The following is a 12,111-nucleotide window of genomic DNA, read 5'->3' on the forward strand; positions in this document are numbered from 1 at the left end:
AAGACCAAATTGAATGTAAAAATCTACCGCTAACATTCCGTCCAATTCGATATTGGAAATACATATATTGGGCTTACTGGGGAGAGAACACAAATAGAAAATTTACTCTCCAAATCCCCTTCATCACCATCACTTTCAAAAAGTTTTGTAATTAGGAATATCTTTTATCTATGAGTTACACTAAACGTTATTTGGAAGCAAATGCTCTATGGAATGAAACTTTAGGTAAATGGATATTTACAGATGGTTATGGAGAAAACCCACCTCCCGATATCCTCCAATTGCGCTTAAATAAAGCTGAAATAAATCACCCAAATCCTACAAGTGGAATTACCATCACAGAAGTGACAGAAGTCCAGAAAATAGAATAGAAAATTTTGAAGATCTGCTTCTTAAAGTTCTGCAAAAGGTTTCAAAAGAATAGTTAAATGAGTCATGTTGATTTACAAACGCATCAGCTACGTCCAAATTGAGAATAGGTATCAAACATATATCCACCCAGTTTCTGGAAATCATGCAGAGTTCATTCGTTACAAAGTACTCGAAAATAAAGATGAATTAGAGGATGCATTGAACAAATGCAGAGAGGCTGGGTGGTTGATAGTAAATGCCACTAATCTTGTTAACAAAATGAATTTGGTAACAAGTAAACGTCCAATAAAATAACATGGCATTTTTAGGCGCTATGCGCCATTTTTAAGCATTAAGCATCGATCATAGCGCATTCTCTAATGAATCTGATAGAGGTGTGCTTAAACTGGCACACTTCAACTACAAAGTAAAAACTGCTGTCACGCTTAACATTTTCAATTCAAAAAATCATGAAAATATCTCATTCTTTAATGGTTCATATCAGTGCAAATACGTACATCACTTCTTACAACAATAGTGAATCACAATCATGTAGTTTCATTGAAGACGGGGAAACTATAACACTTAGCTTTGGTACTGATTCTCTACAAAAGCTAAATGAAACTATCCAAAACCTTCAACAAATCTATCAGTCTCTCTGTCTAAAACGTCAACAACAAATCTCTAAAGAACTAGATTTAATTAATCCTAAACCTTCATTTATCAGTACTCAGAATGGTAACGGTAAAAACTATGCAGAAGTTGATATTCAATTTTAATATCCCACTTCTCCTACTTCTAACACTTGACTAATTTAGCACAAGATTCTTAACTGAAACTGAACAATAATGGCAAAAGTACAAAACCAAGAATTAAATTCTACTGTTGTATCTCAAACTCATCCCCAAAATGAGCCTACAATTCCTGCACAAGAAAGGGATGAGTTTTGTTCTCCAGAATTTCTCGACCCTGATGCCAAACTCCCTCGCCTTCAAGCACTACGCGGTACCACTCCTGCTACCTGTGGCTATTTTGTAGCTGTGAACCAAATGGCGATCGCTGGGTGGAAGGACTTCGATGAGAAACAACTGATTACTTATACGTTCGAGTCTAGCGGTGCACAAGAACAAGGCATTCTCATCCAAAACCCCAGAATGCTGGTCTGCCCCAAAACACCGGTGCTGGGGTATGACAGAAAGCAATCTCAGGAAAGCAACTCTACAGTTATTTTGGGGCGATACACTGCCCAGATGAGAGAAGACGAGAATATTGGTAATCTCCAATACTTCCAAGTTTTCTTGTTGAATAAGGAGAACCAACCACTGCACCAAATTCCTTTCATCTATAAAGCAGCAGGCGCTAACCAAGCTACCTTTGCTTTCCATTGGCAGGAGTTCTGTAATGAACTTAATATTTGCCACTCTATCGTTAATGGTATCCCAGCTAAACAAAAGAACGCAATGTTCTACAGCCTTGGCGTCTTCTGTTTTAGAACAGCCAGGGAACTAGTTGGTACAAAGCAAAAGAGCTTTGCCTGTAGAGTGGTAGACCACGAACGACTAACCATAGAAAACTGGCGGAGCTATTTTATGGGATTCAACAAAACTGCTAAGGAGTATGTGTGGGAATCGCTTGAACCCGCCAAGCCATTAATGATTCCTGGGTTTCCTGAGACATCAGCACTTCCTGCCACCTCCGAGTGAGCCTGTAGCTGTTTGTGCAAAACATCTTTACCTAAAGTAATTACTGTTCTGTAGGTGCTTAGTAGCGCTCTAAGCACCCAACTCACTTAACCAACAACTTATTGACACTCTCCGCTCTAAAGAGGCAGAGATTTTTAAGACCTTCCAGTCTCAATATCCTGTTTTCACAGGTTCCCAGGCTCAATACGTTTGCCACTTAGGGCGTACTGATGAGCCAGTGCGCTGGACGGGTTTCCCGGCTTGAAGCACCTGGCGTATCTCCTCAAGAGTGTTTTGGGCGTAGACTTCCTCCCAGTCCGGGAGTAGGTTTTATTTAAATGTCTTGTACTGACATCCCGAAATTCTAACACAAACGTCCTACAAGGACGGGGTTTTAGACCCTATTTTTTGATAATTACCATGAAAATTAAAATCCCTCAAAAAGACTTCGCTAACACACTTTCCCAAGTCAACTTGGCTGTCCCTAGTAAGCCCCATCATCCCATCCTCAACAATTTGTTACTTTATGCAGATAAGCACAAACAACTTGTAGTGATAAGTGCCTTCGATATGAGTCTAGGCATTCGCGCAGAATGCAAATGCTCTGTAGACGATGGTGGTACCATTGCTCTACCAGCCAAACTCCTTTCTCAACTCGTCTCCTCTCTCCCTAAAGGCGACATTATTCTAGAAGTCTTAGACAATAGCGCTGTCCTCTCGCACTCCACTGGCAAATGTCGTGTCCAAGCTGCTAACCCTCAAGAATTCCCACCACTTCCTGAAGCGAACGGCACTAGCATTACATTGTCAGCATCCAAATTACTGCAAGCGTTAGAGGCAACACTATTTGCAGCAAGTCTAGATGAGACGAAGTTTGTTCTGGCAGGAGTACATTTTAAGTTTGCTAGAACTCATTGGGAGGCAGCAGCGACTGATGGTCATCGCCTGGGAGTTGCCTGTGGCACTTTAGAACTCAATGAAAATACAGAAAGTGCTTTCGACCCCGACCTCGTAGAAATGACAATTCCCCATCAAACACTGACGGAATTGCAGAAAATATTGGGGAGTGTAGGAGAAAACAGTGAGTGTAAGATTAGCCTAGACAACAGAATTGCAGTATTTGACTTACCAAGCTTTCGTATAACCAGCAGACTAATCGAAGGAGAATACCCCAAATACTCATCGCTTATTCCCCAACAATTTCAACATCAATTCACCATTGATAGAAAGGCACTAGATAACATCTTAAAACGAGTGGGAATTTTTGCAGATCAGAAGGAGAAAGTTGTTGCCATAACCTTTGACTACAGCAATCAGCAAGCAAATCTATGTACACAGTACCAAGATGTAGGTGGTGCTGTCGAATCAATTTCTATTAAATCAAAGGGCGACCAAGAGCAAAAGTTACATATCGGCTTCAATATCAAATACCTCAGCGATGCTTTGAAATTTATTCCTACTGATGAAGTGTTGATTCAAGCAAACCTACCTACAACTCCTGTGATTATCACTCCTGTTGGTGGCATTTTGAATCACTTAATCTTGGTGATGCCCCTCCAACTTATTGCTGCTGAAGAAGATTTTCTCACAATAGATCCTTTATCTACCACAGAATCTATGACAGATGAAGATATCTCCACAGCCAATCAGCAAACATCGTCCACTTTTAAAGAAACATTAGTCACAGATGAGGAAGCACCTTCAACAACAGAAATAGCTGCTGAAGTTGCTCTTGTAATGGCAAAAAGTGTTCTAGAAGGGTCGTCACAGCTACCAGAGGTTAACACAAATCCTCAAGTGACAGAAAACATCACTACAGCAACTCACTCTCCCACTACTCCCACCACTCAGACCAAAGGCAGAAAGAAGAAACCTAAAGCTGCTGCATAAGACTCCGTAAATTACAAAGCTGCTGCACCCAAACTCTACTCTATTGCTTGGGTTTGGGGTACTTTATTACGTTTATATTTCCACTACTTTAATTATGTATCAACCATTACATCTTAAATACCGTCCCCAATCCTTTGCTCAACTTGTGGGTCAACAGGCGATCGCCACCACTCTCTCCAATGCCATCACTACTGCTAGAATTGCCCCAGCATATTTGTTCACTGGTCCTAGGGGTACTGGCAAAACATCATCGGCTCGCATCCTGGCAAAATCTCTTAACTGTGGACAAGGCGATTCTCCTACCCCATCCCCTTGTGGCAAATGCTCCTCATGCACTGCAATTACTAATGGATCAGCGTTGGATGTTGTCGAAATAGATGCTGCTAGCAATTCTGGAGTAGAGAACATAAGGGAAATTATTGACCGCACCCATGTCGTACCCGTCAACAGCCGCTACAAGGTATATATCATAGATGAATGTTTAACTGGAGATTCGCTAGTACAAACAAGCGAAGGATTGATAAGAATTGACAATCCCAATATTCAAGGGAAAATGGTTCTTAGCTACAACGAAACTTCAAAAATTTGGGAGTTCAAGAAAGTTCTAAGGTGGTTAGACCAAGGTAAACGGCAAACTCTAACCATCAAAACCAACAGCTGCGAAATTAAATGCACTGGCAATCACTTAATTAGGACAGAACAAGGGTGGATCTCAGCAAAAGAGGTAAAAGAAGGAATGAAGATACTATCTTCTTCTAATGTGGGTGCAGCATCCTCCAGTATTCAAATCCACCGATGGACTACAAGTTTGGAAACGGTCGAATCTATTCACTTGGCTGGAATTGAACAAGTTTATGACATAGAAGTTCAGGATAACCACAATTTTGTAGCCAATGGACTACTGGTGCATAATTGCCATAGTCTCAGTTCCCAAGCGTTCCAGGCACTACTCAAAACTTTGGAAGAGCCTCCTACCAATGTAGTATTTGTCCTCTGCACTACAGAAGTTCATAAAGTCCCGAACACCATCGCCTCTCGATGCCAACGGTTCGATTTTAGGAGGATTGGTGTTGAGGATATGGTGAAACATCTACAGCATATAGTTGCAGAAGAATTAATAGATATTACTCCGGAGGCGCTGCGGCTAGTGGCACAACTTTCTTCAGGTTGCTTAAGGGATGCTCAATGTCTTTTGGATCAACTGAGTCTGTTGTCCACCACCATTACTGCGAATTGGGTATGGGAATTAGCAGGAACAGTGCCAGAACAAGAACTACTGACTCTAGTAGAGAAAATTGCTAATAGTGACAGTGATTCAGTAATTGGCATCATCCGCAACTTATTAGAGTGGGGTAAGGAACCACTGGTAATTTTGCAAAATCTAACTGCTTTCTTCAGAGATATGCTCATTGCCAAAACCTCTTCTAACAATAAGAAGATGGTGACGATGAGTGCCGATAGTTGGATAGAGTTGTGTGAGATGGCATCATCTTGGGATACTACAGCTATCCTTCAGGCACAACAACACCTGAGACAGTGTGAAGTACAAGTAAAGCTCTCTACTCAACCACAATTATGGTTAGAGGTTGCTATTCTTGGGCTTCTACCTCCTGCTAAATCTACTACTTCAACTACATTCATTCCCACTTCGGACAATCCACCGTGGATCAACTGGAAAACACCTACTGATGCCATTGCCTGGGCACAGCTACAATTACCAGATATGAGCATAGAAGCTTTGCAAAAACAGTGGGATTCTCTCATACCAGTTTATGGGAAGAAAGCATCTGTTTGGGTAGAAAGAGTACAACAGTTGATAGCTTCCAGGTAAAAATCTCACAAATTTTTATTGACGGCCCCTCAACAAAGGGGCTGCCGTTAGTGGCTGACGCCTTTCTTTATTTGTTGAGAGTTTAATGCCAAATTTATATGGAAATATTTTGTCAAATAGAAGATAGACAAGTCCACAGTCAGACAATAAATAGAATCGAAGAATTGTCAGAGTTTATCAAAATTTATTCCACGACAGATTACTACTTAAATATCAAGTACATCACTTACTATTTATTGAAATTAGGAAAGTGCGAACCACGAGATTATCCGAAAATCGTTCTTAATAAAGGAACGACAGCGCTTCGAGAACTAACCCTTACTCATCTTGATGATCTTCATTACTTTCTATCCCAGCATCCCTCTCAAGAGTACTTTTTAGAAATTAATTCAAATGTTTTCCGAATGCGGAAGGTAATAATTATCATCAATCCATCTGAATGAACAATGAATAATACTACAATCATTAATAATTTGTGATTAAAAGTGACAACGTGTAGTGTCGAAAAACAACCTAAATATTTTCTAGACAACCAATACAATGTACAAAAATTTCTCTATTTTACTTTGTCGTATTTGCACTCGTTAAATTAGTAATAAGAGCGGACGTTTGAATCAGTTGATTGGAGCATTTCAAAACAATAGTCCCGAAGAAGATGAGTAAAAAGAATAATGTATCTTTCCACCAATACTCGTTGATGCTTGAGCCGGATGAGACGAAGAAAGAAAGCATAGTTTTGATCAACGACAGCAGATTCAACCAGTGTGTTGAAGTGTGGAAAAACTGCAAGAGATTTGGGTTTGACTTGGAAACTTATTCAACAATACGAGACTCAGATGGAGGCTTATCCCCAGACACTGGAGAAATTAGGCTCATACAAATAGCAGTAACGGACTCTTTTAATAGGACAGCAGTCATGGTAATTGATTTAGGATGGACACCCCAGGAACGAGCACAATCACACGAACAGCTAAAATTGATTGGTTTTTGGACAACTCTCAGAGAGAGATTAGCAAACCCTAAGGTGCAAGTTGTTGGTCATTCAATGGGATTTGAACAATCCTTCATGCTTGCTAAATATGGATTTCCCATTAGAAATATCATTGATACCCAACTACTTTCTCAAGTGTACTGGGCAGGGCTAACGCAATGGTTAGACCAAAAAAACGGTCGTCCCCACTCTTTAGAATCTCTATGCCTGCGGTTGGGCATTACTATTGACAAGTCGGCACAAACCTCAGATTGGCGCTGGGGGGAACTGGCAAAAGGGAAGCTATCTAATCGACAGATCAATTATGCAGCTACTGATGCTGCTGTAGTGTTGGAAATTTACGACAAGCTCAAACCCCTGATGGAAGCAGTGGGTAGCTGGGAACATGGGTTAATCGAGTGTGCAGCAGCCCCTGCATTCGCCCAAATGGAACACTACGGGATGCCTGTAAACTCTACAGTTCTGCAACAGGTGAGTGCTGAATATGAGTTGGTATTGGAAAAATTGTTCTCCCAGCTACACGCAACTTTTCCAGAAGCTGTAGGGGCAATTAACAGTCCAAAAACACTACTGCCACTCATTAATGCCAAATTCAAACTCAATCTTAAAAATACATCAGCAGAAACCCTCAGTGCCTATTGGCGTATCCCTTCCCTCAAACTGCTATCCCTTATCCGCACCCAGCAAAATTATATCAACTACCTTAAAGGAATTGCTAGAAACCTCAAAGATGGCCGAGTCCGAGGAAGCTACAACCAAATTGGACCAATGGGATTAGGACGCTCCAATTGCCGAGAACCCAATTTACAGACCCCACCTCACCCAGACAAAATGCCTTACGAACTGAGACAATTAAACCGCAAGAGTGTGCGAAGCGTGTTTGTAGCACCAGCAGGTTACAACTATATAATTCACGACCTTATGAGCGCTCATACTGCGATCGCAGCCCAAGCATCGGGTGATAATTTGCTCATCCAAAAACTAAATTCACCTACCGGTGATGCCTTCTGCGTTATCGCGGCCAAAATTGCCTCTTCCCAAGGATTTGGTCAAGAATGGACGGAAGAAAACATTAAACATTGGAAAAACGATAAAACACACCCCTACCATTCCCAAGCCGCATTATTAAGATTAGTAAGTAAAAATGCTCATTATGGATCCCAAAACGGATCCGGACCTAAACGGCATCAAGAAACAGTGAGGGTGGGTTCGGGTATTGAGCTAAGTTTAGCAGAAGCTAAACTGCACATTAGCAGTTGGAAGAATACTTATTCGACCTTGGCACAATTCCAATGGCAGCTAGTACAGGATGCAAATAAGTTTAAACCTTCCGTTTTGGGATTGGCTGAAATAGAAGCTCGCACGAAATTTGGTGTAGGCTGTGTCAAATCCCTTTCAGGACGCTACGTGTTTTTGCCCAAATATCCACAAGATTTTGGGGATAGAAAACAGCGTTCGGTACGCCTACCTGATGCTTGTGCTGCATACTGGACATTGACAGAAGCTACGATTATCAAACTTGCCAAAGCCAAGTTCATAGAAATTTACGACCAACACCCTGAATGGGTAGGAAAAGTTTGGATAGGAAATTCTTGCCATGATGAGTTAGATGTCATATCTAATACTAAATATGCTCAAGATGTTGCCAGCACTATCCAACAAGCAATGCGTTGGAGCATGAGCCAATTCATTTCCCTTGTCCCCGTACACAGAAACGAACCACCAGAGTCAATTATCTGTAACTCCTGGGCGGACAAAGCATAGAACTACCGAGAGCTAACAAGAATAGCCAATCTGCACAAACACTCTAAAAGCTTTGGGCAGACCTTAGCATTTCTAGATACTTCAACTGCTTGTGGTCAAGAAAAACCAAACTAGAAAATTTAGTACTAATCAACAAATTGAACTCAAATAGTACACACAATAAGTTGCTAGAACCATAGTGAAAATTACCAACCTTGAATAACAGAATCCTTAGAAAATGGGATGTATTCCCCTCTCCTCCTTGGGTGGTAGAACTGTTGATAAAAGCATCCAATATTGAATCAGGTAGTTTGTGTTTAGAGCCATCTGCTGGATTTGGGAATTTAGCCATCGCTATGCAAAATTGTGGAGCAATTGTAGAAGTCATCGAACCAATTATAGAACTTCAGGCAATCCTCACTCTTCAAGGACTCACTGTTATAAGTTCAGATTTCATTAACACACCCAATCTCCATAATCACTATCACAGCATCATACAAAATCCACCATTCTCTCAGCAAATTTCTCATATAAAAAAGGCATACCATTGTCTTTCACCAAAAGGTAAACTTGTGTCATTAGCTAGCAGTACTCCTTGGCAATACAACAGCTGCTTCTATAAACAATTTCGTTATTGGCTCACGACAGTTAATGCTCAAGTAGAGGAATTGCCTTCGGGACTGTTTGTCAATAGCGAACGCTACACAAGTGTTGAATGCTATCTCATCACAATCAATAAATTATAGATACATTCATCACCCTAAAACCAAATCAGAAGAATTTACCGAGATAAATATGAAAGCTCAAACAAAATCAGCAGTAATTGCGGAAGCTGCAAGAATTATTGCGACTCATCATCCTAACCCAAGAAACTATCTAAGCAGATGGGAGACTTGGAAGACTGCATTTGATTGGCTATGCAGAGACATTCCAGAGAATCAGGGACTTGAAGCAGCAAAAACAATTGTTGGCTATGTGAAGAATATTTTTGCGCAAAAGCGCATATGAATACGAAAACGGCGGACTACCCATAAACATACAGTGCGTCCGCCATCTACTAAACAATAAACATTTATATTATGCCAGAAATCCAGCAACTAAACAAGCTTGAAAAACTCCTTAATAGCTTCGGCGTACAGTGCAATCCCCGGCAAACATCTAAAGGCGAAATTAGTCTACCAATTTTATATCGGGGAGATGGATTTAGTGCTATTCTCTCCTGTATGGGAGGAACCCTAACAGAAGAATGGCAGGGTCAATGCAATCGTACAGTGCAAAGAAGAATTCAAGAGCATTTTCGAGCATTTTTAGCTGTTGACGCATTATAGAAATATGCAGCACTCTTTCATAGGGTGCTGTATATTTTTTCATAATTCTCAATTTCAAGATTCTCTACTTTTTTCAAGTATTTTAAAGCAATTTCTTTAGATAACTGGTTCGGTAAAGTAGTTACAAATTTTATAGTTTGGAGCTGACGCTCAGCTGCAATAACAAATGCTACACCATCATAATTCATCACAACTATGTCAATACATTTGTACTGGGGAGAGAACGAGTTCCTTATGCAGCGCGCAATTCAACAATTGCGAACACAAGTATTGGATCGAAACTGGGAGAGCTTTAACTACAGCCATTATCCACCAGAATCCTCTCTTAGCATTCTCCAAGCACTATCAGATATCATGACAGCACCCGTGGGGAATGGGGGAAGGCTAGTTTATTTGCCCAATAGTACACTGCTAGGGGCTTGCCCCAAAGAACTTCTACTGCAGTTAGAGCGCATTCTACCCAACATTCCTCAGACAAACACACTGCTTATCACTAGTACCAACAAACCTGATAGCAGAAACAAATCAGTTAAGCTACTGCTAGAGCAGGCACAGGTAAAAGAGTTCTCCCTAATTTCTCAGTGGCAGACGGACGCATTAATGCAACAGGCACGTACCCTGGCTCTTGAGGTAGGCATAAACCTTACCTCGGATGCCTACAGGGTATTAGTCGAATCGACGGGCAACAACACACGACTGACATTCACTGAGCTAGAAAAGCTCAAAACCTATGCTCGTGGTGAGACTGTGAATGCAGATATGGTGAGACAGTTGGTGTCAGCAAGTGCAGCCAATAGTTTGCAACTAGCCAATGCTATTCGTTTGGGCAATGTTTCTCAGGCGTTGGAATTGGTTGAAAACTTAACTAAGTGCAATGAGCCTGCTTTAAGGATTGTTGCTACCCTGACTACTGCCTTCCGTACTTGGCTAATAGTCAAACTGATGGTTATTACTGGGTCTAAAGACGATGGCGCGATCGCCCAATTTGCAGAACTAAAAAACCCAAAGCGACTCTACTTCCTCCGGCAAGAAGTAGCCACTATTTCTGTAGCTAAGTTACAGAACGCTCTCAAGGTGCTATTAGAACTTGAGTTGATGCTCAAAAGCGGCAGCAATGAAAAGTTGGCACTAACTACTCAAATTATCAAACTCTGTTTCTAGTACCAATTGACCAACTACATTAAAGAAACATGAATCAGCTAAATCTACTTACACAAGAACTTCCAGAACAAGCCAACACAACTTCTAGTACTACAGCAGTAGTGGAACCAGTTGAGAGCACTGCAGAATTCTCAAGCATAGAGGGACAAAACTTGGCAGTGTCTCTTTTATTAGGAGCGATCGCCAAACAGCGTATAGCTCCTGCCTACTTATTTGCTGGACCAAAGGGCGTGGGAAAATCTCTAGCTACCAAATGCTTTCTGAGTCAGGCTTTTGACATCCACAACATTATTAACCACCCCGATGTGCTGTGGATAGAGCCAACTTATCTGCATCAGGGGCAACTGTTGAAGGAAAGTGAAGCTGTTGCTGATGGAGTACACTGGAAGTCTCCATCCCTTATTAGAATTGAACAAGTTCGAGAAATCACTCAATTTCTCTCCACCTCAGCCCTCTTAACTCCCAAAAAAGCTGTGGTTATAGAGAGTGCTGAGAAGATACAACTTGGTAGTGCCAATGCGCTGCTTAAAACTTTGGAAGAAACCAACACTGGCACCATCATACTCCTCTCGGATCATCCCCAACGCTTACTAGCCACAATCACAAGCCGTTGTCAACCAATTCCTTTCCAGAGATTAAGTAGTGCTGAAATCACTATAGTTATGAAAAGGTTGGGGCAAGAACACATTCTCAGTAATCCTATAGTGAGGATGATGGCTGCTGGTAGTCCTGGGCAAGCAATCTCTCACTACAACTACCTCAAATCGATTCCCCAATCACTGCTAGAACAGCTAGCAACACCTTTTACCAGTCTTCTGGATGCACTGAAAATAGCCAAAGAAATCGAAGCAATGCTGGAGTTCGACCAACAACTGTGGTTACTTAGCTACCTCCAACATAGCTGGAAGCATCAACACGGTGATAATTGGTTATCGAAATTAGAAGAAGCAAAAGTTGCATTACTTAATGCTTCTCCCAGGCTAGTATGGGAAGTACTTCTTTTACAAAATTCTTAACAGCTATCTCAAATTCATATAATATCATCAATTCTTCAATTTTATTCACAAGAATTGATGGTTATTTCTTATTTTAAATTTGGAATATTACACTAGAATCAATATCAAAATCTATTTT

14 protein-coding genes are annotated in these 12,111 nt (G+C 41.0%); 13 read left to right on the forward strand and 1 reads right to left on the reverse strand.

All coding sequences use genetic code 11. The features are described 5' to 3' along the window. The first annotated feature begins 170 nt into the window (after positions 1-170). The 11 genes from G4P69_RS06930 to G4P69_RS06980 all read left to right on the forward strand — a co-directional run bounded on the left by G4P69_RS06930 (position 171) and on the right by G4P69_RS06980 (position 9,816). A complete protein-coding gene (locus G4P69_RS06930) occupies positions 171-371 on the forward strand; it encodes a hypothetical protein (RefSeq protein WP_208339092.1) in 201 nt (66 codons plus the stop codon). A gap of 64 nt (positions 372-435) precedes the next feature. Continuing rightward, entirely contained in the window at positions 436-666 is a 231-nt protein-coding gene (locus G4P69_RS06935; RefSeq protein WP_208339091.1) for a hypothetical protein, read from the forward strand. A 155-nt stretch (positions 667-821) separates the two neighbouring features. Then, positions 822-1,130 (forward strand): hypothetical protein, encoded by a 309-nt coding sequence (locus tag G4P69_RS06940; protein ID WP_208339090.1) that lies wholly within the window; start codon positions 822-824, stop codon positions 1,128-1,130. Between the two features lie 69 nt (positions 1,131-1,199). Further along, a complete protein-coding gene (locus G4P69_RS06945; RefSeq protein WP_208339089.1) occupies positions 1,200-2,054 on the forward strand; it encodes a DUF5895 domain-containing protein in 855 nt (284 codons plus the stop codon). A gap of 399 nt (positions 2,055-2,453) precedes the next feature. Beyond that, positions 2,454-3,923, forward strand: coding sequence for a DNA polymerase III subunit beta (dnaN, locus tag G4P69_RS06950; protein WP_208339088.1), 1,470 nt, complete (start codon positions 2,454-2,456; stop codon positions 3,921-3,923). A gap of 94 nt (positions 3,924-4,017) precedes the next feature. After that, on the forward strand, positions 4,018-5,754 hold the full coding sequence (gene dnaX, locus G4P69_RS06955) for a DNA polymerase III subunit gamma/tau (RefSeq protein WP_243902121.1): 1,737 nt from the start codon (positions 4,018-4,020) through the stop codon (positions 5,752-5,754). 98 nt (positions 5,755-5,852) lie between these two features. Continuing rightward, positions 5,853-6,197, forward strand: coding sequence for a hypothetical protein (locus G4P69_RS06960; RefSeq protein WP_208339087.1), 345 nt, complete (start codon positions 5,853-5,855; stop codon positions 6,195-6,197). 212 nt (positions 6,198-6,409) lie between these two features. After that, on the forward strand, positions 6,410-8,509 hold the full coding sequence (locus G4P69_RS06965) for a DNA polymerase (RefSeq protein ID WP_243902120.1): 2,100 nt from the start codon (positions 6,410-6,412) through the stop codon (positions 8,507-8,509). A gap of 194 nt (positions 8,510-8,703) precedes the next feature. Then, positions 8,704-9,234, forward strand: coding sequence for a hypothetical protein (locus G4P69_RS06970; protein ID WP_208339086.1), 531 nt, complete (start codon positions 8,704-8,706; stop codon positions 9,232-9,234). Positions 9,235-9,283: 49 nt separating this feature from the next. Continuing rightward, positions 9,284-9,496 (forward strand): hypothetical protein, encoded by a 213-nt coding sequence (locus G4P69_RS06975; RefSeq protein WP_208339085.1) that lies wholly within the window; start codon positions 9,284-9,286, stop codon positions 9,494-9,496. 71 nt (positions 9,497-9,567) lie between these two features. Beyond that, the gene (locus G4P69_RS06980; RefSeq protein WP_208339084.1) at positions 9,568-9,816 is read left to right on the forward strand and encodes a hypothetical protein; all 249 of its coding nucleotides are present in this window, start codon (positions 9,568-9,570) and stop codon (positions 9,814-9,816) included. A 17-nt stretch (positions 9,817-9,833) separates the two neighbouring features. On the opposite strand, the gene G4P69_RS06985 is transcribed toward G4P69_RS06980, so the two are convergent. Beyond that, on the reverse strand, positions 9,834-10,004 hold the full coding sequence (locus G4P69_RS06985; RefSeq protein ID WP_208339083.1) for a hypothetical protein: 171 nt from the start codon (positions 10,002-10,004) through the stop codon (positions 9,834-9,836). 7 nt (positions 10,005-10,011) lie between these two features. Between G4P69_RS06985 and holA the strand changes: the two genes are divergently transcribed. Then, complete coding sequence (holA, locus tag G4P69_RS06990) at positions 10,012-10,977, forward strand: DNA polymerase III subunit delta (RefSeq protein WP_208339082.1); 966 nt, start codon at positions 10,012-10,014, stop codon at positions 10,975-10,977. Between the two features lie 29 nt (positions 10,978-11,006). Then, positions 11,007-11,993: a DNA polymerase III subunit delta' gene (locus tag G4P69_RS06995; protein ID WP_208339081.1), complete on the forward strand. Its 987-nt coding sequence runs from the start codon at positions 11,007-11,009 to the stop codon at positions 11,991-11,993. Positions 11,994-12,111: the final 118 nt, after the last annotated feature.

It is taken from the genome of Aetokthonos hydrillicola CCALA 1050, from assembly GCF_017591665.1.
In the GTDB taxonomy this organism is placed as follows: domain Bacteria; phylum Cyanobacteriota; class Cyanobacteriia; order Cyanobacteriales; family Nostocaceae; genus Aetokthonos; species Aetokthonos hydrillicola.

Coding starts and splice junctions, on each gene's coding strand:
- G4P69_RS06980 (WP_208339084.1), top strand. CDS start 9,568: ATGCCAGAAATCCAGCAACTAAACAAGCTTGAAAAACTCCTTAATAGC.
- G4P69_RS06975 (WP_208339085.1), top strand. CDS start 9,284: ATGAAAGCTCAAACAAAATCAGCAGTAATTGCGGAAGCTGCAAGAATT.
- G4P69_RS06995 (WP_208339081.1), top strand. CDS start 11,007: ATGAATCAGCTAAATCTACTTACACAAGAACTTCCAGAACAAGCCAAC.
- dnaX (WP_243902121.1), top strand. CDS start 4,018: ATGTATCAACCATTACATCTTAAATACCGTCCCCAATCCTTTGCTCAA.
- G4P69_RS06945 (WP_208339089.1), top strand. CDS start 1,200: ATGGCAAAAGTACAAAACCAAGAATTAAATTCTACTGTTGTATCTCAA.
- holA (WP_208339082.1), top strand. CDS start 10,012: ATGTCAATACATTTGTACTGGGGAGAGAACGAGTTCCTTATGCAGCGC.
- dnaN (WP_208339088.1), top strand. CDS start 2,454: ATGAAAATTAAAATCCCTCAAAAAGACTTCGCTAACACACTTTCCCAA.
- G4P69_RS06935 (WP_208339091.1), top strand. CDS start 436: ATGTTGATTTACAAACGCATCAGCTACGTCCAAATTGAGAATAGGTAT.
- G4P69_RS06930 (WP_208339092.1), top strand. CDS start 171: ATGAGTTACACTAAACGTTATTTGGAAGCAAATGCTCTATGGAATGAA.
- G4P69_RS06960 (WP_208339087.1), top strand. CDS start 5,853: ATGGAAATATTTTGTCAAATAGAAGATAGACAAGTCCACAGTCAGACA.
- G4P69_RS06940 (WP_208339090.1), top strand. CDS start 822: ATGAAAATATCTCATTCTTTAATGGTTCATATCAGTGCAAATACGTAC.
- G4P69_RS06985 (WP_208339083.1), bottom strand. CDS start 10,004: ATGAATTATGATGGTGTAGCATTTGTTATTGCAGCTGAGCGTCAGCTC.
- G4P69_RS06965 (WP_243902120.1), top strand. CDS start 6,410: ATGAGTAAAAAGAATAATGTATCTTTCCACCAATACTCGTTGATGCTT.